Origin of the sequence: Rhodococcus qingshengii JCM 15477 (assembly GCF_023221595.1) — a bacterium.
Lineage (GTDB): Bacteria > Actinomycetota > Actinomycetes > Mycobacteriales > Mycobacteriaceae > Rhodococcus_F > Rhodococcus_F qingshengii.
Genome location: NZ_CP096563.1, coordinates 1,875,603 through 1,899,060, shown reverse-complemented (window position 1 = coordinate 1,899,060; position 23,458 = coordinate 1,875,603). Strand labels below are relative to the sequence as shown.

27 protein-coding genes are annotated in these 23,458 nt (G+C 62.6%); 12 read left to right on the top strand and 15 right to left on the bottom strand.

The features are described 5' to 3' along the window. The first annotated feature begins 4 nt into the window (after positions 1 to 4). A complete protein-coding gene (gene mftM / locus M0639_RS08905; protein WP_042453167.1) occupies positions 5 to 838 on the top strand; it encodes a mycofactocin oligosaccharide methyltransferase MftM in 834 nt (277 codons plus the stop codon). 6 nt (positions 839 to 844) lie between these two features. Here the strand turns inward: mftM and M0639_RS08900 are convergent, their stop codons facing one another. Then, complete coding sequence (locus M0639_RS08900; RefSeq protein WP_007728313.1) at positions 845 to 1,048, bottom strand: DUF4287 domain-containing protein; 204 nt, start codon at positions 1,046 to 1,048, stop codon at positions 845 to 847. A 141-nt stretch (positions 1,049 to 1,189) separates the two neighbouring features. Here M0639_RS08900 and M0639_RS08895 point away from each other — a divergent pair, with 141 nt between their 5' ends. Beyond that, the gene (locus M0639_RS08895) at positions 1,190 to 1,402 is read left to right on the top strand and encodes a TOBE domain-containing protein (protein ID WP_003942061.1); all 213 of its coding nucleotides are present in this window, start codon (positions 1,190 to 1,192) and stop codon (positions 1,400 to 1,402) included. Between the two features lie 16 nt (positions 1,403 to 1,418). Here M0639_RS08895 and M0639_RS08890 read toward each other — a convergent pair whose 3' ends face one another. Next, the gene (locus tag M0639_RS08890; RefSeq protein WP_064074176.1) at positions 1,419 to 1,844 is read right to left on the bottom strand and encodes a DUF6314 family protein; all 426 of its coding nucleotides are present in this window, start codon (positions 1,842 to 1,844) and stop codon (positions 1,419 to 1,421) included. 110 nt (positions 1,845 to 1,954) lie between these two features. Here M0639_RS08890 and M0639_RS08885 point away from each other — a divergent pair, with 110 nt between their 5' ends. Continuing rightward, entirely contained in the window at positions 1,955 to 2,431 is a 477-nt protein-coding gene (locus tag M0639_RS08885; RefSeq protein ID WP_007728315.1) for a MaoC/PaaZ C-terminal domain-containing protein, read from the top strand. Between the two features lie 233 nt (positions 2,432 to 2,664). Beyond that, positions 2,665 to 3,453 carry a thioesterase family protein gene (locus M0639_RS08880; protein ID WP_042920993.1) on the top strand — a complete coding sequence of 263 codons (789 nt, stop codon included), beginning with the start codon at positions 2,665 to 2,667 and terminating at the stop codon, positions 3,451 to 3,453. Positions 3,454 to 3,464: 11 nt separating this feature from the next. Here M0639_RS08880 and M0639_RS08875 read toward each other — a convergent pair whose 3' ends face one another. Together M0639_RS08875 and M0639_RS08870 are read right to left on the bottom strand one after the other, a co-directional pair. Continuing rightward, a complete protein-coding gene (locus M0639_RS08875) occupies positions 3,465 to 5,135 on the bottom strand; it encodes an ABC transporter permease (protein ID WP_064074177.1) in 1,671 nt (556 codons plus the stop codon). Continuing rightward, positions 5,132 to 6,067 (bottom strand): ABC transporter ATP-binding protein, encoded by a 936-nt coding sequence (locus M0639_RS08870; RefSeq protein ID WP_003942009.1) that lies wholly within the window; start codon positions 6,065 to 6,067, stop codon positions 5,132 to 5,134. The genes M0639_RS08875 and M0639_RS08870 overlap by 4 nt, the downstream gene beginning before the upstream one ends. A gap of 68 nt (positions 6,068 to 6,135) precedes the next feature. Between M0639_RS08870 and M0639_RS08865 the strand changes: the two genes are divergently transcribed. Beyond that, a complete protein-coding gene (locus tag M0639_RS08865; protein ID WP_007728322.1) occupies positions 6,136 to 6,630 on the top strand; it encodes a GbsR/MarR family transcriptional regulator in 495 nt (164 codons plus the stop codon). Positions 6,631 to 6,713: 83 nt separating this feature from the next. After that, complete coding sequence (locus M0639_RS08860; protein ID WP_042921062.1) at positions 6,714 to 7,253, top strand: RNA polymerase subunit sigma; 540 nt, start codon at positions 6,714 to 6,716, stop codon at positions 7,251 to 7,253. Here M0639_RS08860 and M0639_RS08855 read toward each other — a convergent pair. The 3 genes from M0639_RS08855 to M0639_RS08845 are packed head-to-tail and all read right to left on the bottom strand — an operon-like array spanning position 7,250 to position 10,567. Beyond that, entirely contained in the window at positions 7,250 to 7,933 is a 684-nt protein-coding gene (locus tag M0639_RS08855) for a MadR family response regulator transcription factor (RefSeq protein ID WP_003942005.1), read from the bottom strand. The genes M0639_RS08860 and M0639_RS08855 overlap by 4 nt on opposite strands. Beyond that, the gene (locus M0639_RS08850) at positions 7,930 to 9,303 is read right to left on the bottom strand and encodes a MadS family sensor histidine kinase (RefSeq protein WP_003941844.1); all 1,374 of its coding nucleotides are present in this window, start codon (positions 9,301 to 9,303) and stop codon (positions 7,930 to 7,932) included. The genes M0639_RS08855 and M0639_RS08850 overlap by 4 nt, the downstream gene beginning before the upstream one ends. A gap of 58 nt (positions 9,304 to 9,361) precedes the next feature. Further along, positions 9,362 to 10,567 (bottom strand): iron-containing alcohol dehydrogenase, encoded by a 1,206-nt coding sequence (locus M0639_RS08845; protein WP_003942060.1) that lies wholly within the window; start codon positions 10,565 to 10,567, stop codon positions 9,362 to 9,364. Positions 10,568 to 11,002: 435 nt separating this feature from the next. On the opposite strand from M0639_RS08845, the gene M0639_RS08840 reads away from it, so the two are divergent. Both M0639_RS08840 and M0639_RS08835 read left to right on the top strand, forming a co-directional pair. After that, positions 11,003 to 11,365 carry an RNHCP domain-containing protein gene (locus tag M0639_RS08840; protein ID WP_003941922.1) on the top strand — a complete coding sequence of 121 codons (363 nt, stop codon included), beginning with the start codon at positions 11,003 to 11,005 and terminating at the stop codon, positions 11,363 to 11,365. 11 nt (positions 11,366 to 11,376) lie between these two features. Continuing rightward, on the top strand, positions 11,377 to 11,796 hold the full coding sequence (locus M0639_RS08835; protein WP_054187804.1) for an RNHCP domain-containing protein: 420 nt from the start codon (positions 11,377 to 11,379) through the stop codon (positions 11,794 to 11,796). On the opposite strand, the gene M0639_RS08830 is transcribed toward M0639_RS08835, so the two are convergent. From M0639_RS08830 to mdo, 4 genes are all read right to left on the bottom strand, one after another. Further along, positions 11,785 to 12,132 (bottom strand): hypothetical protein, encoded by a 348-nt coding sequence (locus M0639_RS08830; RefSeq protein ID WP_054187805.1) that lies wholly within the window; start codon positions 12,130 to 12,132, stop codon positions 11,785 to 11,787. The genes M0639_RS08835 and M0639_RS08830 overlap by 12 nt on opposite strands. Positions 12,133 to 12,188: 56 nt before the next feature. Continuing rightward, positions 12,189 to 13,712, bottom strand: a complete 1,524-nt coding sequence (gene madC / locus M0639_RS08825; RefSeq protein WP_064074178.1) for a MadC family VWA domain-containing protein — start codon at positions 13,710 to 13,712, stop codon at positions 12,189 to 12,191. Next, entirely contained in the window at positions 13,709 to 14,791 is a 1,083-nt protein-coding gene (locus tag M0639_RS08820) for a MadB family AAA-type ATPase (protein WP_042453145.1), read from the bottom strand. Before M0639_RS08820 ends, madC begins: the two co-directional genes overlap by 4 nt. A gap of 85 nt (positions 14,792 to 14,876) precedes the next feature. Continuing rightward, positions 14,877 to 16,151: an NDMA-dependent methanol dehydrogenase gene (mdo, locus tag M0639_RS08815; protein WP_003942095.1), complete on the bottom strand. Its 1,275-nt coding sequence runs from the start codon at positions 16,149 to 16,151 to the stop codon at positions 14,877 to 14,879. Positions 16,152 to 16,512: 361 nt separating this feature from the next. On the opposite strand from mdo, the gene M0639_RS08810 reads away from it, so the two are divergent. Then, positions 16,513 to 17,568, top strand: coding sequence for a ferredoxin--NADP reductase (locus M0639_RS08810; RefSeq protein WP_054827751.1), 1,056 nt, complete (start codon positions 16,513 to 16,515; stop codon positions 17,566 to 17,568). Here M0639_RS08810 and M0639_RS08805 read toward each other — a convergent pair. Both M0639_RS08805 and M0639_RS08800 read right to left on the bottom strand, forming a co-directional pair. Continuing rightward, positions 17,540 to 18,868 (bottom strand): glycosyltransferase 87 family protein, encoded by a 1,329-nt coding sequence (locus M0639_RS08805; protein WP_064074179.1) that lies wholly within the window; start codon positions 18,866 to 18,868, stop codon positions 17,540 to 17,542. The genes M0639_RS08810 and M0639_RS08805 overlap by 29 nt on opposite strands. Positions 18,869 to 18,906: 38 nt before the next feature. Next, positions 18,907 to 19,644 (bottom strand): DNA alkylation repair protein, encoded by a 738-nt coding sequence (locus M0639_RS08800; RefSeq protein ID WP_064074180.1) that lies wholly within the window; start codon positions 19,642 to 19,644, stop codon positions 18,907 to 18,909. 361 nt (positions 19,645 to 20,005) lie between these two features. Here M0639_RS08800 and M0639_RS08795 point away from each other — a divergent pair, with 361 nt between their 5' ends. Continuing rightward, positions 20,006 to 20,374 (top strand): SPW repeat domain-containing protein, encoded by a 369-nt coding sequence (locus M0639_RS08795; RefSeq protein WP_003941901.1) that lies wholly within the window; start codon positions 20,006 to 20,008, stop codon positions 20,372 to 20,374. Positions 20,375 to 20,445: 71 nt separating this feature from the next. Here M0639_RS08795 and M0639_RS08790 read toward each other — a convergent pair whose 3' ends face one another. Both M0639_RS08790 and M0639_RS08785 read right to left on the bottom strand, forming a co-directional pair. After that, the gene (locus M0639_RS08790; RefSeq protein WP_042921015.1) at positions 20,446 to 21,210 is read right to left on the bottom strand and encodes a glutamate racemase; all 765 of its coding nucleotides are present in this window, start codon (positions 21,208 to 21,210) and stop codon (positions 20,446 to 20,448) included. Positions 21,211 to 21,252: 42 nt separating this feature from the next. Continuing rightward, complete coding sequence (locus tag M0639_RS08785; RefSeq protein WP_231783095.1) at positions 21,253 to 22,488, bottom strand: NAD(P)/FAD-dependent oxidoreductase; 1,236 nt, start codon at positions 22,486 to 22,488, stop codon at positions 21,253 to 21,255. A 127-nt stretch (positions 22,489 to 22,615) separates the two neighbouring features. On the opposite strand from M0639_RS08785, the gene M0639_RS08780 reads away from it, so the two are divergent. Together M0639_RS08780 and M0639_RS08775 are read left to right on the top strand one after the other, a co-directional pair. Next, entirely contained in the window at positions 22,616 to 23,083 is a 468-nt protein-coding gene (locus tag M0639_RS08780) for an Asp23/Gls24 family envelope stress response protein (RefSeq protein WP_003941912.1), read from the top strand. Further along, the gene (locus tag M0639_RS08775) at positions 23,080 to 23,457 is read left to right on the top strand and encodes a hypothetical protein (protein ID WP_042453130.1); all 378 of its coding nucleotides are present in this window, start codon (positions 23,080 to 23,082) and stop codon (positions 23,455 to 23,457) included. Before M0639_RS08780 ends, M0639_RS08775 begins: the two co-directional genes overlap by 4 nt. Position 23,458: the final 1 nt, after the last annotated feature.

Below are 23,458 nucleotides of genomic sequence, written 5' to 3'. Positions count from 1 at the left end.
GATCATGTCCACCATCACGAACGAACCCGTCCTGGATTCCCTGGCGCCGTCGACGCCGGGCTTGTGGTCGTTCGGGCATGTCACCGTCGAACGCGTCGAGTCCGGTCCGATCTCGCTCGATCGCCGAGGCGGTCGCCTCCACGTCAAGCACTCCCTCACTCCCGCCGATCTGAGTGAGCGACTCGTCGCCGGAGTCACCTCGTCGATCCAGGACGCGGAGTTCGGTCAGGACGAATTCGAGTTGACGATGGTCGGCCTGGTTCGCTCCACCGTGGACGGCGCTCTCGAATCCTGGACCACCTACTACCGGAACTCCCTTGCCGAACTACTGGACGGCACTGCAGATTTCGCGCCGATTCACGACAAAGCCGAAGAGCTGGTCCGCGGTTCCGTGCTCGATCTGGGTTCCTGCTTCGGTTTCCTGCCCCTGCGGCTCGCGCGCGCCGGAATGGACGTGACCGCCACGGACATCCTGCCCGGAACGATGATCCTGCTCGACGCGGTTGCCCCCGAACTCGGCATCACGATCGACACGGTGATCTGCGACGCGGGTGAAGTACCGGCACCGGACAACAGCGCCGACACCGTCACCGCGATTCATCTCCTCGAACACGTCGACGACGCAGTCGGCGAGGCCGTGATCGCGCAAGCACTCCGGATCGCGCGTCAACGGGTCGTCATTGCAGTCCCCTTCGAAGACGAAGCCACCGCGTGCCACGGCCACATCCGCACTTTCGATCTCGAGTCACTGCGTGCGGTCGGCCGGCAGAGCCGTGTGCCGTTCGAGGTATTCGAGCATCACGGCGGCTGGTTGGTGCTGGACGCATCGGCCGCCTGAAAAGAACTAGCCTTCTTTCAGTGTATGGGCGACAAGCGCATTCGCGTGCCCATGACCCATACCGTGCTCCGACTTCAACCAGTTGACCAATTCCATGTGCTTCGTGAGGTCTGAGCTTCTGATCAGCTCTTGCCATTCACCGATCGGCCGACCGTACTTCTTCTCGATCGACGGAAAATACGACGCCGGGCCTTTCACGGGTTCAGTCATGACCGGAATCTACCTCCACCGCCCGACAATATTCGCGCACCGGCGGCGCCCGCATGTCCGCACCTGCGGAATCGCTGGGTAGACACGCGACCATCGCATTATGGTCGAAGAACACCCACCCGAGAGCACAGGAGTTCAGCGATGCGACTGTCCACACGAAATCAACTCACCGGCACCATCACCGAGGTCAACCTCGGCACCGTCATGGCGACGGTCAAGGTGAAGTTGGACGGCGGGAATCAGATTGTGACCTCGTCGATCACCCGCGATGCCGCACTGGATCTCGATCTTGAACCAGGCCAAGCCGCAACGGTATTCGTGAAGTCCACCGAGGTGACGATCGGCGTCGAGTAACTGGCGAGCGATGTGATCAGGGCCGGGTGAGATGCGTGGTCATCGTGTAGTCCTTGCTCGGCCCCGTCACGGTCCAGACGACAGTCCAGGTCGATCGATCTCCGGCAGTGACGTCGATTCGCCCGCGGTAGGTATCCGCACCGCACAGGTGCTCGACTTCCTCCCCCGGCGCCCAGTCGTGGAACTCTCTGCCGTCTTCGAATGTCACGGCCCACTCGAGGCCGCGCTCGGCAACGAACAGAGTTCGGAACACGGGTAATTCCAGGTCGCCGTCACGCAGCGTGCCGCTCTCGTACCAGCGCATCCGACCGTCACCGGCGTCGGAGATAGTGGTCTCGCCGAATACATGCTTGGTGGAACCGGAAAGGCGGTCGACGATGTCCCGCTCGAAGTGCCACTTTCCTACCAGCGCCCTCGGCTCGATTTTCGCGTCGTAGACCATGTGGCGATTCTAGTGACCCTGCATTGCCCGACGACACCGGAGACCGACTCGAACACACTGCGAGAGTATGTTCCGAGTACACCCGGAACACGCAGGAGATTTTCACAACCATGAACGATTCGGCCGCCCTTCACAAACGCGCAGTGTTCGCCGAGGATCTCGAGATCGGCCAAGTGATCCCATTGGGTTCGTATTCGGTGACCGAAGAGGAAATCGTCGAGTTCGCAACTCAGTGGGATCCCCAGTGGTTTCACGTCGACAAGGAAGCCGCCGAGTCCGGCGTCTTCGGCGGGTTGATCGCCAGCGGGCTGCACACCCTGTCGATCTGCCAGAAGTTGGTGGTCGCCAGTCTCTACGACCAGTGGAACGTGATCGCCGGGAAAACCATGCGCGACGTGAGCTTCCTCCGTCCGCTTCGCCCCGGTGACACCCTGAGCGGAAAGGTCACCGTCGACAACGTCGTGTTCGACAATCGCGCGCGAGGATTGGTGACCATCACAGCGAAATTGGTCGATGCACACGGCAATCGCGTTCTCGACGTGGTCACTGACGCCTACCTGCACTGCCGCTCGACTCGCGGACAGTGAATTATCGGTAAATTTCGCACCACACTGTTCGAATTGCCGTACTTTCAGTGACGTTGCGACGCAACAATACCCATCCCTGCAATCAGGAGTTCCTCACACATGAGCAGCCTCGGCGAGATCAATCCTCTCGGCATTCTTCAGATCCTCATCTACATGCTCTTCGGTGGGTCGTCCAGCACTCCCGAATAGACCCTAGCTTGCCATAGCCATAGTCAGCATCTAGGGTGCTGACTATGGCAATTACTAGTCAGGCATCAGTGGCGGCCGCGCCGTCGACCGACGCAGCGCGTCATCACACCGAATTCGACTCCAGTTGGCGGAGTTTCGACGGCATCCAGGGCGGACTCGCAATTGCACGGATGCTGCGGGTGGCGGCCGACGCGTCCGGAGCCGAACCGCTGGCAGTCACGGCGCATCTGGACCGCCCCGTTCCTCCTGGGCCGGCCGAGTTGACTGTCGGCGAGATGCGGGGCGGGCGGACCGTCAGTTGCCACGTCACGCTGACCGGTTCGGGATCCGCTCTCGTTCGGTTGGCCCGCGACATAGGAGCTACAACAATGTCCGCCCCTGTCGCCGAACCGGCTCCGGCCGACCCGTCAACCCTGCCGCCGCTGGAGATCCCGGTGGATTTTGTGCCGTTCGCCCAGCACCTCGACATCCGGCCGATCAATTCCGCGAGGCCGTTCGCCGGTGGCGACTCCCCTGAATTCGACGTCTGGATCCGCCTGCTCACAGACCTCGATTTCACGGCCCAAGAGCGTGCCGCGGTCCTTCTCGACGCGCTTCCGCCCGGACTGTTCGCGACACTGACGATGCCCGTGGCCATACCGACCATCGAGTTCACCGCGCATTTCACACCGGAGCACCTCACGGCAGATCCCCGAACGCTGTCACCGTGGTATCGCCTACGCCACGGGACTGCCTGGGCGACGGACACTCTCTGTGTTGACGAATCCGAACTATTCGACTCGACCGGACGACTTGCTGCTCGGGCTCGCCAGCTTCGTCGAATTCTTAGTTGAGTTCAGCTCTCCTACACCTGGAGGTCGCGAGCACGGAACGCAACAAGTGATGCTGTCGAAAGTGCTACTGCCACAACGATCATTGCCAGCAGTGGCAGAACTGTCACCGGCTCGGCAGGGGCACCCGGCACGTGAGTGTAGGGCGACAGATCCAGCACTACCTGCGGAAGCTTCAGCAACGTGCCGAGTTGCCCGAGCACGATGCATGCCGCCAAGATTCCCCAGGAGAGCGCCGACGCGTACGTCGGAAACAGTCCGAAAGCCAACGACACCAACCCCACGACTACGAGCACCGCAGGCAGATAGGCCAACGCGGCGCCAGTCATGCGAAGTGTGTTGCCGCCGATGTCGTCCGTGACGAGCCCGAAGGCAAAACCGGTGAAGGCACCCATCAAGACGTGCGCGAGGATCACGCCGCCCACAACCACACCCAGGTGGGAAAGCATCCACCTCCACCGCGACAAAGACGTTGCCAGCAACGGTTCGAGCCGTCCCGAAGTTTCCTCGCCCCGCATCCGGAGAAGACTCTGGACCGAATACGCCGCGATGACTATCGACGTGAGCCCCAGAGCAGTGGCCAAGTAGGAATCCACCAGATCCGATCCGCCGCCGCCAAGTTTCGCGAACATCTCCGCGGTCTGCTGCGACGATCCCACCATCGCGTCGATCTCGTTGCCCACAGCGCCGTACGCGAACCCGAGTATGACAACGGCAAAGATCCACCAGAACATCGTCATTCGCTGCATGCGCCACGCCAGGCCCCAAGCCGACGGTAGCCACGATGCCGCGACTGGCGGGCCGGGTCGGGGCTGAACGAGTCCCGCTCCCTGATCGCGATGGCCGATGAGAACAAAAGCCACCACCACGTGCACAGCCGCGAATCCGATCAGCAACAACAGGATCCACCAGGCGTCGTCGTCGAAAGGTCTGATCTGTTGTGCCCATCCGATCGGCGAGAGCCACGACAACCAGCCACTGACCACGCGAGTTCCGTCGTCGACGACCGTACTGTTCACGTCGCCGATCGCGCGCAGCATGAACGCAACGCCGATCGCGGCACCCGCCAGGCCGTTGGCCGTACGAGCACCGTCGGTGATCTGCGCCGTCACGGCTGCCACTCCGGCAAACGCGATTCCGGTCCCACCTATCGAGGCGCCCAACGCGAACGAACCGACGACAGGCAAACCGACGGCGATCGATCCCAGTGCAATTCCCAGTGCAAGAACGACGTTCGCACCGACGGTTACGATCAATGCGGAGGTCAGGAGCGCTCGTCGACCTACCACCGCTGCACCGATCATCTCGGCTCGGCCGGTCTCCTCGTTCTGTCGCGTATGGCGAACCACCGCAAGGGTGCTCATCAATGCGGCCACCAACGCGAACACGAGCACCGACTGACTGGCGACTATCGCGCCCTGCGAATCACCGGACACGATCCCGTTGGTCGCCAGCGCGACCGGCGATACCGCGGAACTGACTGCGATGTTTCGTAATTCCTCGGGTGTCGAGTACAGCCCGGTCACACTGGCGACAACCAGCAGCATGAACAAGACGATGGAGATAACCCACACGGAGAGCTGAATTCGGTCCCGCCGCAAAGCCAGCCGAACCAGTCGGCGTGTGCCGGTGAATTGACTTGCCGAGGCCGGTACCGGTGGAGCGGCCTCGACAACAACGGTCACGGCCGTACTCCGGTCTCGGCTCGCAGGTGTACCGAAGTCTCCCTGGCCCGTTCGTCACCGTAATGCCGCAAGAAAAGTTCTTCGAGAGTCGGCGGAGTGGAAGTGAGCGCCACGATTCCGAATCCGACCAAGTACGTCATGAGTGGTCCGAGTTGCGCGCTGTCGACTTCGCAGGTGACGTGGTTACCGTCGATCACCGCGTCGTGGACACCGCCGAGTCCGTCGAGTCCACCGATCGGACGCTGCGTCTCCGCCGCGACGGACGTGCGCGTGAGATGCCTGAGTTCGGACAGTGTTCCCTCTTCCACCGTCCGCCCGTCGCGGATGATGCTCACGCGATCGCACAGCGCTTCGACCTCGGCGAGGATATGGCTCGACAGCAGTACCGTCTTTCCGGCGTGAGCCACCTCCTCGACGCAGTCCTGGAATACCGCCTCCATCAACGGGTCGAGCCCCGATGTGGGTTCGTCGAGGACGTAAAGGTCGACGTCGGACGAGAACGCGGCCACGAGTGCAACCTTCTGCCGGTTACCTTTCGAGTACGTACGCGCCTTCTTGGTCGGGTCCAATTCGAAGCGATCGAGCAACTCGCTGCGGCGTTTTCGGTCCAGGCCACCGCGCAGGCCCGCCAACAGATCGATAGCCTCACCGCCGGTGAGGTTGGGCCACAGATTCACGTCGCCAGGCACATAGGCGAGACGTCGATGCAAAGTAACAGCGTCTCGCCACGGATCGCCGCCGAGAACGGTTGCGTCTCCGGAGTCCGAGCGGAGCAGGCCGAGGAGCACCCGAATAGTGGTGGACTTTCCGGAACCGTTCGGCCCCAGGAATCCGTGCACTTCACCCGTCGAGACGTCGAGGTCGAGGCCGTCCAGCGCGCGGGTGGTACCGAAGGTCTTGACGAGGCTTTTCACTGAAATTGCCGCACCCATGAATTTGACCGTACGCCGATTTCACAAATGTGTGAAGATAGAAAAGACGGAAAGATCGAAAGGTTCCGATGACCGACACCAGCCACACCGTTGCACCGGACGAGAGCCGACACTATGTCGAGCGACTCTCACTCGTACTGAGCGACATGGGTTTTCCGCCGATGCCCGCCCGCGTCTGGGCCGCGTTGATGACCAGCGAGACACCCTCGTCCACGCCAGGAGATCTCGGATCTCGGTTGGGAGTGAGCCCCGCCGCCATTTCCGGAGCCGTCAGATACCTCCAGCAAGTCGGATTGATCGAGCGTGTGGCCGTCCCCGGATCGCGGCGTCAGCACTACTGCGTCAGCGTCGACATGTGGGCCGACGCGTTTGTCACGAAACAGTCCTCGCTCTACCAGGTCTCGGCAGTTGCGGACGAGGGCATACGAGTCCTCGGTGAAGGAACCACAGCCGGCGATCGAATGGCAGATCTGCGCGACTTCTTCGACTTCATGGCCGCGGAAATGCCGCGAATGCTCGCGGACTGGCGCTCCCGGCGAAAAGACCGGACACCTGGCAGGTAACTTCAGGTTTACCCGCAATTTCGGCGGGGTACCTCAATTCTCGTTCCAGCACGGTCAGGTGCGGTGTAATCGAGGAGTTGCTGATGAAGCTGTCGATCAGGGGCGCGAACACTTCACCGACTCCACCCTTCGCGCGTACCGCTTCACCCGAAACCTGTGAACGATCGATTTCCCTGAATCGCACCGCCGCCGAGGCATTCGCCGGTGATCACCATGCACTGTCGAAACTACTGGCCCGGTTGCACCCTCGCGTCGTTCTCTACTATCGCGCCAGACTCCTCGGGACGCCCGTCGCGACATTCGCCGACGATCTCGCCCACCAATGCACCCTGGACGTCGTCACACGAATGTCCGACACGATCTCGGCCGACACACGCATCGAGACCTTCGCGTACGAGTTGGCCTCTCGACGAATTGCGTCAATTCCCCAGTCACGCAACATCGACGGACAATTCAAACGCCCGCGTCGCCTGACCGACGACCAACGTGAGGTTCTGGTACTACGAATCGCAGTGGGTCTGACTGCCGAGATGACCGCGTCGACTCTGCGCACAACTCGTTCGAGCGTGCTCCTCGTACAGCATCAAGCGCTGCGCGCCTGGACGGTCTCCGAGCGGAGCTAGATCAGACCTTGCTTACTCGCGGCGTAGACGGCCTCTGCTCGACGGCTCACCTCGAGTTTGCGCATGATGTTGCTGACGTGAAATTTGACGGTGGTCGGTGAGATGAACAATCTCTCACCGATCTTGATGTTGGACAAGCCGTTTGCGAGGAGTCTGAGCACTTCGAGTTCGCGATCGGTCAATCGTTCTTTCGACGACGACTGCCCGTTGAGCGATCGCACGACAGCTGACGCGCTGCGCGAATCGAACGCACTCTCACCCCGCGAGACCGCCCTGATCGCACGCACCAATTCGGTGGTGTCGACGTCTTTGACGACATAGCCGCGAGCACCCGCGTGCACCGCTCGCACCACCAGTTGATCGTCGAGAAACGTGGTGAGAACCAACAGTCCGAGGCCGGGATGCGCCGAGGACAGCTGGCCACACAGGGTCAGTCCCTCGTAGTCGGAACTGGCGGAGAGTTTGAGATCCATCAGGACGATGTCCGGGCCGACCTTGTCGACCACGGCGAGGGCCTCGGCGAGGGACGACGCCTCCCCCACGATCTCGAGATCGCTTTCGCGCTCGAGAACCGAGCGGAGCCCTTGCCGCAGAATTGCATGGTCGTCGACCAGGACGATTCGAACCAATCCCTGAACCGGCGATGCTCCGCGGGTGATGACGGGACGCGCAGTGGTCATGATTCCTCGCTCTCGATTTCAGTGGTGGAGCAAAGGTTTTCCATGCCCGAGTCGAACGGCAGTGGTAGTCGCACGAGAATCTGAATCCCACCGATCCGCGCGCGCCGTACTTCGAGCGCACCACCCAACTCGAGTGTTCGCGCCTGCATGTTCGCGAGACCGCGATGGCGGCCGTCGACGTCGTTGGTGGCTGCGAGTTTGAGGATCAGACGCATTCGCGCAGGGTCGCCGTCACCGTCGTCGGAGACCGACAGCAACACGGAGTCCGCCCGATAGGTCAGACGTAGCACCGCCCGATTCGCGTGAGCATGGACCGCTGCATTGAAGAGAGCTTCCCCAGCGATCCGGAGAAGAGCGTGTTCGGCATCGCCCGGAAGTTCGGTCGGGGTACCGCCGACGCGAACGCTCACCGCCAACTCGTCCGGCATGTGAACCACGCCGAGTTGCTCGAGCATCTCGGGCAACGACGTCCGGTCCGCGTCCGACGAATGATTGAGCGCATAGATCGCCGAACGAAGCTGCTCGACCGCCCTCCTGGTCAAATCCTTTGCCAAGTCCAGTCTTTCACTGCGTTCAGCCTCCGGGATGTCGCTCCGGCAGACCTCGATCTGCATGCCCGCCGACAACACCGCCTGTGTCACACTGTCGTGCAGTTCGCGGGCGATCCGGTGACGTTCGTCGTCGACCACTTGGTGCCGGTGCGCCACTCCGAGTTGACGCTGAGTGGACTCCAATTCGCTGTTGCGCACCGCAAGGTCGGCTGCAGTACGATTGGCCTCCGCATACGCATCTTCGGCACGCTCGAGCAGTAGTTGTCCGCGCTGATAGAGCGCCGAATTCTGCAGAGCCACAGCAGTCTGGCTGGCCAGAATGCTGAGCACGGCTCCGTCCGTCGTGTCGAGGGTTCGGTTGGCCGGCGTCCAGGCTGCAAAGGCACCTACCACGCCGCCACCGAGCACGATCGGCACAAACGCGTAGTGCGCGTCGATCACCGAGTTGGATTCGATTCTTCCGTACCGGATGTCGTCGAGGCATTCGACGACATCCTCCGGAAGTGGCGGCCCCTCGACGTTGTCGACCAGAAAAGGGGTGGCGTCCGGGCCGAGAACCAGTCGCCGTGGTCCGGCGTCGGGCAAAGTTCCGTCAGCCAAGGCGAAGACAATCCAGTTGGCACTCAGATGCGCACGGGCAGCTTCCGCGACCGCGCAGACGAGGGTTTCCGGCCCCTCGACGGTGCGCACCAAAGCCCGCGAGATCAACTCCAAGGCATGCACGACGCGTTCGAGGCGCTCGGCCGCACCGCGATACTGCGGGTAGAACGAACTCTTACCCGATCGTAATCCGGTGAGCCGGGACAGGTCCGCGGTCATCGCCTGCACCAATTCACAGCGGCCCTCTTCACAGCGTCCATCTTCACAGCGTCCATCTTCACAAGGCACCTCGGAACAACGCCACCATCTGTTCCTGCGTCGCTTCCCTGGGATTGGTGGACATGCAGGCGTCGAGCAACGCGAAGCTGGCGAGCCTACTCAGGTCTTCCTCGCGAACACCCAACTCCCCCAGCCCCTTCGGCACACCGACCTCCCGTGCGAGACGTTCGACACGGTCGGCCACTGCCAGCGCTGCTTCCTCCGGGGTGCCGCGTTGCTCGGGAAGACTCAGTGCCGCAGCGATGGCGACAAAGGGGGCGGCGTCCGTGGTGGAATTGAACCGGATGACGTGGGGCAAGAGAATTCCGTTGATGACGCCGTGCGGAAGGTCGAGCATGCCGCCCACCTGATGACTCATGGCGTGCGCGGCTCCGAGTATCGCGTTGGTGAACGCCAACCCGGCCTCGAGGCTCGCCTGCGCCATCACCGATCGAGCTTCCATCTCCATCGGGTCCTGGATCGTGTGCACCAGATTCTCGGTCACTAGGCCGACAGCGCGGAGCGCGTGATGATCGGTCAACGGATTGTGCGCCAGTGAGACGAAGGCTTCGATTCCGTGCGTCAGTGCGTCCAATCCTGTTGCCGCATTGAGCCACTCGGGCATCGTCGTGAGCAACCGCGGATCGATGACCGTCACATCTGGCACCAGCGCCCGGCCGATGATGGTGATCTTGGTGCCGCGGGTCGTGTCCGTGACGATGCAGAACTGCGACACGTCCGCGCCCGTGCCGGACGTGGTGGGAACCATCACCAACGGCGGGATCGGTTTGGTCGCCTGATCTACCCCCTCGTAGTCGAGTATGTTGCCACCGTTGGCAGCGAGGACGGCTACACCCTTAGCCGCGTCGATGACGGAACCGCCGCCGAGCGCGATGATGACGTCACACTCACCTTCCTGGTACACCTCGAAACCGGCCGCGATCTCGAAGTCCTTGGGATTGGGCGTCAGCCCTGACCACACCGTCGCCGTCAATCCCTGCTCCGTGAGATGGTCTTCGAGTTCGCTGACCCATCCCGCGTCGATCAGACCGGGATCGGTGACCAGGAATGGTCGGAACCCGCCGAACCTCAGAGTCGCGTGTGCTGCCTCGACCAGGGAACCGATACCGAAGACGATCTCGGGGGCGTGAAATTTGACCAGTCGAGCAGCAGTGCCGCGGCGATGAACACCGTGGTTCACAGCATCCGGGTATGCCACGGACACGACCCCACTCTCCTCTCGCTGCTCTGAGATCTCCGGTCGGGATTTCGCATCCGTCGCTCTCAGCGCATCAACTCCCACGTGCACAAACTGGTGTGATCCACCTTACAATCGCTGGCCCCGAGCCTACGCGGACAGCAGTCGGGGCACACCCACCGAAGGAGAGGCGCTTACCTACCCGTTCGGGCAGGTAAGGCGTCTCGGGAAAATGAATGGCGCGGCGAGAAGGTCCCGCTGTACTTTCGGTTGCGGCCAGAGTGGCCCGTAGAACCGATTCAGAAGGTGTTTATGACCCAGCCCGCGCCGAGCGCGCCTCCCGCCCCTGCACTGCCGGCAACCTCGAGGGTCACATGCTGATCCTCGAAACGTCGGACTGACAGCCGCGAGGCCCCCTCGGCCTGCTCCTACTGCTTTGTTCACTCAGCTAGGAGTTCTCCAGTGCCTCAATCACACAATTCCATCTCGAAAACCGACACCTTCTCGTGCATTCAGTGCGGACTCACAGTCATGACGTACGGCCCCGATGGTGATCGCCGAAACCACTGCCCCAGTTGCCTGCATTCCCGACACCTGTTCGACCAGGTGGAAGGTGGACCGTCGGACTGCGGAATGCGGATGGCTCCCATTTCGATCGCAGTACTGCGCAGTGGCGATTGGATGATCATCCACCGCTGCGCACAGTGCCTCGAGCTCACCTCCAACCCCGTCAGCCGAGACGACAACCAGTTGTTGTTGATGAGAATGGCAGTGCGACCGCTCGCGCAACCGCCCTTCCCGCTCGAAGCCTTCGGCGACTTGTGAGGGGGAATCAGATGCCACGTAGGAATCCCAGCACCCGCGCGCGGCGGGCACCGCAACGGGCCAAGCACGTACTGCACGGAATCGGCGGAGAACAAGGATCGAGCTTCCGTTGTCTCACATGCCGTTTGGACATCTCCACTGCGGCGCCGGGTACCGCTCATCGGAACCACTGCCCGAACTGTCTGGCCAGCCGCCACGTGGACGGTCGCGTTCCGGGCGACCGAGCACAACAGTGCCGAGGTGCCATGGCGGCGCTGTGCCTGTCGGTCCGTCAAGACGGTGAATGGATGCTCGTTCACCAGTGTGTCGAGTGCAATACGTTGAAAGTCAACAGGATTGCCGGCGACGACAACGTCTTGGTCCTGCTGCGCTTGGCGCTACGTCCGTTGGCAGACCCCCGCCTGCGCTCGCGCGCGTTGCTAGCGCTCTGATGATTCGTCCGGTGTACTCGCGCGGTTCTGCGCACGATTACACCGGACGAAGACCACGAACACGATCCCGGCGAGCAAGCCGACCACAGTCGGTCCGAGGACCAGTCCCGAGTACAACCACGGGGCAGGTTCTGCCGGAAAGAGGTCCATGAATATGGGTCCGGTGTATGTCGGTTCGGAAAACGGCTCCCGATAGGATCCTCCGGTGAGAATGTGCGGTGACGCCAACGACTTCCACCACCACTGAAACACGCCGAGCGCCACAACCCCACACACGGCGCCGAGCACTGTCAGCGCCGCGATCGGTCGCCAGATCGATCCCCTGATTTCGGACATGAGATCAAACTAGTTCACGACAGATCGCGCAGTGACATCGGTGAAGTGCACTGACATCAGCGAAGTGCGTGCCCCAGCTCGGCGGCCTTTGCCATCAGTTGCGCGGCATCTCGGGCAACAACAACCTCGTCGCAGATCTCCGAATACTCCGGCATCGCGCACGATGCCTGGTTCCAGTAACGCTGTGGTTCAGGCGTGATCCAGGCCAGACGGTGGACCTTTCGGCGGAGTTCCTCGAGCTTGTCCGCCTGCGGGGGCAACCCGTTGCACCGACCGTCGCCCACGATGATGACAGACGTCCGTGAGTTCAAGGTGTTTCCGTGCTCGTCCAACAATTCTGTGAGCACCCGCCCGTAATCGCTGCTGGCTTCCAGATCCAGAACCGGGTGCGCGAGTACCGCGGCCAGTGCGCCGTCACCACTACTGGCGAGAAGGGTGTCGGTCACGTCGACCGGACGATCGACGAAGGCGAGGACTTCACAACGATCTGCTCGGCGATGCATTGCCTGAGCCAAGCGCAGAGTGAACGCGGTGATGGGGCGCACGGACAGCGACACGTCGGCGATGAGAAGTAGTCGAACACGATCGGGGCGAGGAGCTTTCACGACCAGATGGAAGGGAATTCCGTCGGTGCGCAGACTCGAACGCACCGTGCGTCGCATGTCGAGATGCCCACGAGAGCGCTCACGGGGCCGAGGTCTGGACGGTCCTCTCATCCGCCGAAGCACTTCGTGGCACGCGAGTTCGATGTCGTTGTGCGTTGCGCCCGCTGCAGATTCACTGTCGGGCGCATCGGGAGCGGTTTCGGCGAGTGCAGCTGCCGAGAGTGCTTGCACGAACGCTTCGACCGCCTCGACGAGCCGGTTCAATTGTGCTTGCGTCAACGGCCCGTCGTCGGAGACATCTGCATACGCTTTGCTCGGGTCGTAGGCATCCAACCAGGCGAGGATCGACGTCGGATCGTCCCAGGACAGCGAGCCGACCACTGCTGCAGCAACACTGGTGCTCAGGTCACCGACCACCGCCGATGCTGCACGGTCCACGTCGACCGTGTAACTGACTCCGCGTCGACCGGTCTCCGAACCGGTATCTACCGACAGTTCGGCATCGCTCGACGTCATCGACACATCGTCGTCGTCCTTGTGCGGGTTGAAGCCCTTCTCCGCTTCCGGAGTGTCGAAGTAGTCGCCGACCTCGGCCGCACGCTCGTTGTACTCGGCGTACCGACCAACTTCTTGATCCTCGTCGATCCCCAGCGCGGTGGGCAGACCGTCCGCCACCTCGGCGCGCGAACCCATCCGCTCGCCGTGCGCTTTGCCTGCGGCCGGCCGGAACAGCGCGTCGAACGCCCGATCGAAACCGGCCTGCTCGTGAGAGTACTTGGCGCACACTGCCCGAAGACATGCTCGCAACGTCTCACGATCCGAAGCGCCGACCATCGCGAGAACACGCCGAACCTCGATGACCTCGGCCGGTGACGCGGAAACTCCGGCCGCCCTCAGCAATCGGCCGAAACTCGCGGACACCACGTCGAGAACAAAGGACGGTTGCCACACGGCAAGGCCACCGAGCGTCGTCATCGCGTCGAACGGATTCCGCTGCCGCCGCGGATTCCCTGTTGATGAGGGTCACGTCCACCCGTGCCCCGGAACACGGCCGTCGTCGTGTTGGCGGGTTTGCTTGCCACCGTGGCCCGCTCGATCGGCTCGCCACCGTCACGCGACGATGATTCGAAACGCTTTCCGTCGAATCGTTCCTTGGCCAGCGTCACATCGGACGAGTACTTGAGCAACGCCGTGAGCAGGATGTCGCGCACCTTGGCGTCGGAAGCGGTGTCGAATCCGCCGGCCGCGAGCACTGTTGCCGCTCTGGCCGCGTCGATGACCTCCGAGATGGACGGACTCTTGCGCAGCGGGAGGTCACGCAGGATGCGAGCCAATTCGACGACCTCGGTGGCCGTAGCCGAATCCACCTCCGGCGCTCGGGCCGTGACGATCTCGCGTTCACGCTCCGACGTCGGATAGCCGAGATGGTAATGCAGACAACGACGCTTGAGTGCGGGTGAGAGCTCGCGGGTGTCGTTGGACGTCAGGATGACCCAGGGCTGCGAGCGGGCAACGAACGTACCGACCTCGGGAATGGTGATCTGCTGTTCGGCGAGAATCTCGAGGAGCAGTGCTTCCATCGACTCCTCGGTGCGGTCTACCTCGTCGACCAGAAGCACTACCGGATCGGGTGAGAGGATTGCTTCGAGCAGCGGTCGTACGGACAGGAAGTTCTCGGAGTACAAACCGAAATCCTGATCGGCCAGAAACTTGGACGCTTCGGCGACGCTGTCGAATTCGGAAACCTGATCGCTGATCCGGTCGCGGAGCATCTGCACGTGCAGGAGTTGCTTCGCGTAGTCCCATTCGTACAGCGCGCGATTGTCGTCCAGCCCTTCGTAGCACTGCAATCGCACCAGTTTGCGGCCCCCGATCGCAGCCAGAGACTTCGCCAGTTCCGTCTTGCCGACACCGGCCGGCCCTTCGAGCAGGAGCGGACGCCCCAGCGCCGTCGCCAGATGAACGACTACCGCGAACTCGTCATCGGCAATGTAGTCCTGCTCTCGCAGAGCATCTTTCACTTCGATTCCGCTGGAGAAACTGCGACCGGACATGGAACACCTTTCATGGGGGGCAAGCCCCTGTGCGCCTTTTTGGTAGTGCGGGCTACCAAAAAGGCGCACGGGGCCGAAGGCCCTGCTAGAAGTACGACTTGTTGATCGCGTGATCGACAACCGGGATCATCGACTCCACGGTGACCTCACGGGGATTGCCCGGGGTGCACCAGTCGTCCTGAATGTGCTCGGAGATGGCGCGCACAGTCTTCTCGTCACCCTTGATGACATCACCACGGCCCTCGTACTTCTTGGTGTTCATCTGGTTCTTCGCGTACGAGTCGGTGCGAACTTGACCGAAGTTGTCGGGGATACCGACGTCCTTGGCCAGACGGATGGCAGCCTCGACGGCAGCATCCGCGGCCTGAACTGTGGTGAGGTTGCGAGTGTCGACACCGAGTGCGCCGGCCAACTGGGCGTAGCGCTCGTAGCGCGAAGGCAGGTTGTACTCCCACACACGCGGCAACGCGATGGCGTTGTTCAGACCGTGGTGGCTGTCGAAGAAGGCACTGACCGCGTGCGAGATCGAGTGAACGATGCCGAGGCCACCGGAGTTGAAGGCCTGCCCGGCAATGTACTGCGCGTTCATCATTCCCTCGCGGGCCTTGAGGTTGCGCGGCTCGAAGACGGCCTCGCGCAGGTTCTTCGCGACCAACTCGACCGAGTAGATCGCGTTACCGAGCGAAGGCGCGAAATCGAGACGAGACACGAAAGGCTCACTGCCGTGCGCGAGTACGTCGAAGCCGCAGTACGCGGTGAAATGCTGAGGGCAGGTGTAGTAGAGCAGCGGATCGTCGATCGCCAGGGTGACGATGGTCGCCTCGTCGAAGCCCACCCACTTGTGCGGGTTGTTCATGTCCGACGTGTCGGTGATGACGTACGCCCACGACGTCTCGGAACCCGTTCCGGCCGTGGTGGATACGGCGATATGGGGCGGGTTCTCCTTGTTGGTGGACTTGGCGAAGCCCTCGAACTCGTTGATGTTGCGACCGTCGTGTGCGATCACGACGCGAGCGCCCTTGGCGGCGTCGTGGCTCGAACCACCGCCGATCGAGATGATCGAGTCGCACTTCTCCTTCTGGTAGAGAGCCGCGGCCTCCATGACGTTGTAGTCCTTGGGATTCGACTCGACCTTGTCGTAGAGCACGACCTCGACACCCTGGTACTCGATCTTGCCGACGAGTTCCTCGATGATGCCCGAACCGCGCAGACCGGTCGTCATCAGAAGGGTGCGCTTGAAGCCGAGGTTCTTGGCCTCCACCCCGATGATGTCGTGAGCGCCCACACCCATCAGGGCGCGAGGGAAGGGGTGGAACTCCTTGATGGGAAAGTCCCAGATCTGGTTGAGCTCGATAGCCATCGGTATCTCCTCAGGGATGTGCACGAATGTGACTGCGGGAGGGATTCGAGCCGAATCTTTGTGACCGGCGTCTCACCTGGTTCCCACTGTGTACCGACAAACAGCCCGTGCACAGACTTCGGCAGCTCAACCGCCCGGACGCCGCTCACGAACCGCCCGTTCGGGCAGGTCGACGCCACCCCGGACTGCCAGGACGGCTGGATCAGACCGCCATGGTTCCCGCTGATCGGGAACGTGTTGCTCGGCGACTACGATCCCCAGTAGCTTTTCATCACTGCTAACATTGAACTAGAACACGTTCTAGATGTTGCACTTCACTGACCTGCGCTTTACCCAGCTTCACGAGAGGACTAGCTTCGCGATGACGACAGTCGAGGTACCGCACAGCTCGCGATCGGCGGTACTCACCGTGTCCGGAGTCATCGAAGAGACTTCCGACGCCCGGTCGCTGGTGTTCGAGATTCCCGCAGAACTGAAGGACAAGTTCGACTACAAGCCAGGTCAATTCCTGACCCTGCGCATCCCGAGTGATCAGACCGGCTCGGTCGCACGCTGCTACTCGCTGGCCAGTTCACCCTTCACCGACGACGCCCCCAAGGTGACCGTCAAGCGAACCGTCGACGGCTACGGCTCCAACTGGTTGTGCGACAAGCTCCAGGTCGGCGACACCATCGAGGTGCTGCCGCCGTCAGGTGTCTTCACGCCCAAGTCGCTCGATCACGACTTCCTGCTCTTCGGTGCAGGCAGCGGTATCACTCCGGTGATCTCGATCCTCAAGTCCGCCCTCACGCAGGGCAGCGGCAACGTCGTGCTGATCTACGCGAATCGCGACGAGAAGTCCGTCATCTTCGGCGCCGAACTTCGCGAATTGGCAGCGCAACACCCCGGCCGCCTCACCGTTGTCCACTGGATCGAAACCGTGCAGGGACTCCCCGCCGTCTCACAGTTGGCGACACTGTCCAAGCCATTTGTCGCGTACGAGGCCTTCATGTGCGGTCCGGGCCCCTTCATGGACGCCGTCCACAAGGCACTGGCAGAGGCCGGCATGCCCCGCACGCAGGTTCACGCCGAGGTCTTCAATTCACTCGCGGGTGACCCGTTCCGTGACGTCGAGGTAGCCGAGGTCTCCGACGAGGAAGCAGCCGACGCCGCAACCGTCGAGGTCGAACTGGACGGTGAAACCCACACCCTCGTCTGGCCGCGCAAGCAGACGCTCGTCGACATCATGCTCGCCAAGGGCCTCGACGTGCCGTACTCCTGCCAGGAAGGCGAGTGCGGGTCGTGTGCCTGCACCGTCACCGAAGGCGAAGTTCAGATGGACAACTCCGAGATCCTCGACGCCGAGGACGTGGCGAACGGCTACATCCTCGGTTGCCAGGCGAAGCCGATCACCGATCACCTGAAGATCGAGTTCTGAACCCTGCTTCGATGCATGACGGCCCCTGATTCCCTGCGGAATCGGGGGCTTTGTCATGTTCGGAGTCTCCCGAGTCATCTCCCGAGTCATCTTCCGAGTCCCGCCGCGAAACCCACGCAGGCGCCGTTGTGGGCAACCGCCACAGCGCAAGAATCAGCACCAGGGTCACGATCAGGAAGCCCTCACGAAGGAGCAACCCGAACGGCAGCAGGAGCGGCGACGTCTCGATGAACTGCTGTCCCATACTCGGCCCGCAGTAGACGATGGCCAACCCCAGAGCGGCCGCACCGAACTGCAGCGGCGATCGAAGCCGAAAGAGAACCGTGACGGCAGCAGGCACGAGATACACCCAGTGGTGAATCCAGCTGATCGGCGAAAGAATCGGCGCGCTCAAGCCGATCACCAACGCCGCATCGACCGCTCGCCCGACGCGATAGACATCTCGGGCGATCCATAGCGCTACCCCCGCGCACAGCACGGTCGACGGCATCGCCAGAGACGCTGTCCATGGGCCCAGCGCGGCAAGTCCGCCCTGCAGCGAACTGTTACCGGCACTCGCGATCGCCTGCCCGCTCAAATCCACCCGGTCGCTGAGGTTCCAGACGACGTCCGACCAGAAGGTCCAGCTGACGGCCGGGTCCACCACTGCTGCGACGGCGGTCGCCGCGGCAAATCCGATCGAACTCCAGATCGCGAGTCGCCACTGCTTCGTGACGACGAAGTAGACGATGAAGAGAGCCGGAGTCAGCTTGATCGCGGCCGCGACGCCGATCAGCAGTCCTCGCGGAAACCACCGGCCGAATCTCGAATCCTCTCGGCGAGTCACGTCGAGCAGTACGAGCACCATCAGCACCAAGTTCACCTGGCCGAATGAGATGTGCGCACTGACGATGGGGGTCACCGACACGGCCAGGACCAATGCCGCCATGACGAGCGGCCGCTTGGGGACGCGAGCGGGAGTGAACCTCGCAACCGTCCACACCAACGCCGCGATGCACAATCCCGACCACAGCAGATAGGCAGTCCACCAGTCGAAGAGGACAGTCGGCCAGAGGAAGATCACCGCGAATGGGGTGTAGGTGAACGGCATACCCTCGTCGACGATCAACGGGCCGGTCAGATTGCCCTCGTAGATGTTCGATCCCGCTGCGAACGCCTGGGCAGCGTAGCGGTAGACGAGAAAATCAACGGGTTCGACGGCTCGAACGGAGTACACGAGATAACACAGAGCTGCGACGCCGGCAGCGATCAGTGAACCGATCGTCACAATTCGAGACGCCTCGACACGGGTGGCGGGCATACCGAGAATCGTCCCACAACCTACCGAGCGGTACTTCGCTAGCGGGCCGCCCGGAAGTGCGCTCGCTCGTCTGCGGTCAGGTGTTCGCACGCGTAGCTCAGTGCCGTGCGTCCCATGTCTGCTGCATTCTTCGCGAGGAAACCGGTCAACAAATCCCGGTCCACCCGCTTGCCCACCTCGCGGAGCATCCAGCCCATCGCTTTCTGGGTCAAGTCTCGTCGATCACCCAGCACCTGCGCGGCAAGCTCGAGCGTGGTCGACCCGTCGCCGCGAGTGATGAATCCGTACGTCGTCAGCAGCGCCACCCGTCGTCGCCACAGGTCACCCGAATCGGAAAGCTCGAAGATCAGCCGGCGATCTCGGTCGTACAGCCAGCCGCCGAGGATCTGTCCGGCGGACGAATCCACGAGATCCCAATTGTTCACCCGCCCGTCCTCGACAGCGCTGAGATAGAAGTCGGCGATGCGGGCGCGACTCTCGTCGTCGAAAAAACTTGGGCGACTGACCTTTTCGAATCGAGCAACCAGGATCAACAGACCGGCCAAGCGATGCTCGTGGACGTCGCTGTCGAGAAGGAGGCGTACCTGAGGCAACTCGAGACCGACATGCTTCTTCACCACCGAACGCGTCTTCGGTACTCGCACGCCGATGAAGACGTCACCCTCGCCGTACTCCCCCGGCGCTGTCTTGAAGAACTTCTGTAGCTGGACGGCATCCGCGGGATCCGCGAGGTCGGCCAACTGTTCGATCACGTCCTGAGCACTCGATTGCGTCACCCCAGAACCTTCTCACGGGTCGTCTGTGCGGACTCTTCGATTCTCTCAGCGTCCTCACACCGTGTGCCCTGCTCGGCCACAGGTCGGCAGACGACACTCGAGGACAGTCAGTGAAAGGACCACCCATGATCACCGCCGCTATCGCATTCACCACTCTCACCCTCATGGCACTCTCGGGACATATCGCGGCCAGCGCTCCGCGCGGGCTCGTGGCAATCCGGACGAATAGTCACAAATCTTGATATTCGAGCCTCCACATCGCCTCTAACTGCAACGCGAATGCAATTGGCGGAGAGTTGATCTCGATCTGCCGCGGGCGTGTACTACAGGTGGACACACTCTCGTCTTTGGAGGTCTCGTCATGAAGTCGTGGAATCGAATGCAAGATGCCGTCGCGGTGGTTCTCGGCGTCTTTGCGGCTCTCTCGCCGATGTGGCTCGACACCACCGATCGGGCAATGTGGTCACTCGTCGTCCTGGGTGTCCTGGTTGCACTGTCGGGTCTGGCGCACATGGCACGTCCGGACATGGCCATGGCGGATTACGCGATGGGCGTTTTCGGCGTCTTGATGTTCATTTCACCCTGGGTCATGAGCTTCGACGCTCTACGCGGTGCGTCGTGGACGGCCTGGGTGGTCGGGGTCCTGACCGTTGTGGTCGCGGTGAGTGCGATGCCGGTGATGAGTGCGCGGATGCATCACGGGGGTCACGGCGGCGTAGCCGCACATTGACGGAGCGGCGTAGCCGCCCATTGACAGAGCGGAGTAGCTGCCCGTTGATGAATGGCTGAATACAGGTTGGATCAGGCTTTGATCGCGCCCAACAACCGCCCGGCGTCGAAGGCTTCGGCGCTGGGCGGTAGCGCGCCCGGACGACCACTCACGAAAACCTCGACGGTTCCCGATCCTTCACCCGCGTCACCGAGCCCGTCGATCCGCCGCAGGGTCTGTCGTGCAACGGCTTCGGCACTGTCGAAGAGTGTGACACCGGCGGGTAGCCGCGCTGCGATTTCGTCCGCGAGCAGTGGGTAGTGCGTGCAGCCGAGGACAACGCCGTTGACGTCGTCCGGCGTCCGGGCCACTGCGGATTCGATGGCTGCAAGTGCGGCTGCACGATCACCGAGGTCTATCGAATCGGCCAGGCCGTGGCACGGCACCCCGACGACCTTGGCGCCGTTGCCGAACTGTTCGATCAGATCGGCTTGGTACCGGCTGGCAGTCGTCGCGGCGGTAGCCCAGATCGCCACTGAATCGCACGCGGCGGCCGCGGGCTTGATCGCGGGCACCGTTCCGATGACCGGCACACCCGGTCCGACCAGTTCGCGGACGTGTGGGAGAGCGGTGACGCTCGCGGTATTGCATGGAAGAACGATGACCTGAGCCCCACGATCGAGGCTCCGCCGCACCGCACCGAGTACCCGGTCGACGACCCACTCCTCGGGCTTGGGCCCCCAGGGGGCGCCGTCCGGATCGAGGGACAGCACAAGATCGAGATCCGGGCGCAGGCGTCTGAGCCACGCAGAGGTAGGGAGCAGGCCCAGTCCCGAGTCGATGAGTGCAACGATCACCGCACAAATCTATCGTCTCGGAACCGGTCCTGCCTCATCCGTTCAGGCCGGTGTGGACTCCAACACGTCCGAGATGGGCGTGCCGGCTGCGATCTTCGCGCGCATCTTCATCACAGCTCCCGCGCTACCGCCGCCGACGACAGCTGCCAGCACACCGTCGCGCTCGTAGTAGGCGACGAACTTTCGGCCGTCGTCCTTCACGATGTGAACGGTGTCCGTGGGTGCGACGGTCCCCAATGCCTGGATCTTGACGTCGTACTGATCGCTCCAGAAGTACGGAACCTGCGCCGGCGCGTCCGGATCACCCGTTCCGGTGATCGCTCCCGCCAGGATCTTGGCCTGGTCCCCAGCATTGGTCCAGTGTTCGACACGCTTGCGTCGATCTCCGATCTGCCAGGACGCGACGTCGCCGACCGCCCAGACGTGTTCGGTGCTGGTGCGGCCGACGCCGTCGCAGAGCACTCCGTTGTCGAGTTCGATCCCCGAACCGTCGAGCCATTCCGTGACCGGCACCGAACCGACTCCGATCGCGACCACGTCGACCGGGATTTCCGAACCGTCACTCAAGGTCGCAGCGGCAACCGCTCCGTCGCCGGACAACGAGGTCAAGCCCGTACCGACTCGGACGTCGATGCCCTCGTTCCGATGCAGACGTTCGACGAGGGCGCCGACGGTGGGGCCGAGCACCGACGCCAGCGGCGTCGGCTGGGGTTCGAGCAACACGACGTCGACGCCGTGAGACTTCATGCTCGCGGCCAGTTCGCAGCCGATGAAGCCGGCCCCGACGATCAGCGCACGCTTACCGGGAGCAAGGTCGGCGCGGAGGGCCAACGCTTCCTCGATGGAGCGCAGAACGTGCACTCCGGACAACTCCGGAAGGCCGGCGATGCGACGCGGAGTCAGTCCGGTCGCGATGACCAACTCGTCGTAGTCCAGGGTGGATCCGTCGGCGAACGCCACCGACTTGGCGACCGTGTCCACCGAGGTTGCCGGCGAACCGAGCTTGAGATCGACCTTGTTCTCGACGTAGAACTCGGCCGGACGCAAGGTCGTCTCGTCCTTGTCGCCGCGGATCACTTCCTTCGACAACGGAGGCCTGTCGTAGGGCAGATGCGTTTCCCCACCCGCGAGCGTCAATTCACCTTCGAAACCCGCTCGTCGCAGTTCCTCGACGGTCCGCAGTCCCGACAAACCCGCACCCACGATCACTATCCGTGCCACCACGTACCACCCTGTCCGACCCACGTCACTTGCAGCGCTCACTATGAACGCCGTCACTATTTGCCTCCGACTCTGCCATACCAAATGCCGGAGTAGGTGTGGTGCATCCCGCATGGTCACCTACCAGTCACTACAGTTGGAGGTACTTCAGACGCACGCACTGACACATGAGCAGGGAGCCCCCATGACCAGCGATTCCAGTGAAAAGAACAGCGTCCGATTCGGCGCCGACGGTGGCGCGGAACTAGTCAGCACCCAGGGTAAGACGATCATCGCCGACGCCGTGGTCGCCAAGATCGCCGGTATCGCGACCCGCGAGATCAACGGCGTGTACGACGTCGGCGGGGGCACAGCGCGTGCGGTGGGGGCACTTCGCGACCGCATACCGGGCGCCCGCGTCAACCATGCCCAGGGCGTGGCGGTGGAGGTAGGCGAGAAACAAGCCGCCATCGACATCGGCATTGTCGCCGAGTACGGCGTCGCACTCCACGAACTGGCGGTAGGTATCCGCCGCAACGTCATTGCCGCAGTGGAAAGCATGACGGGTCTCGAGGTCACCGAGGTCAACATCACCGTCTTCGACGTCATGCTCTTCGAGGATGCAGAGAGCGGCGGCAGTACCGATCCGGAAGCCAAGCCGAGGGTTCAGTGAGTACCGCCGACGCCGGCCGCGAGATCGACGCGGCCGAGGTAGTCGCCGACGCGGTTCTTGCCATCCCGGAAGTGGCAGATCTGCACGGAGGACAGTTCGGCGAAGTCGGAACCTACCTCCCCGGACGCCGCATCACCGGCGTCGTCGTCGACGAAAACTCCTGTGCTGTACACATTTCCGTTCACTATCCGGCCGACGTTCGCAGCGTCGCCGAGCGCGTACGAGCGGTGGTGGCGAGATTGGTCGACGTACCGGTGAACGTGACCGTCGGCGACCTGTCGACAGCGGGATATCTACCCGTTGATGCCGAAAACGCAGTCACCGAGCCTGCCACCGTCACAGACATTGCACCGAACATTCGAGAAGGGAACTGAC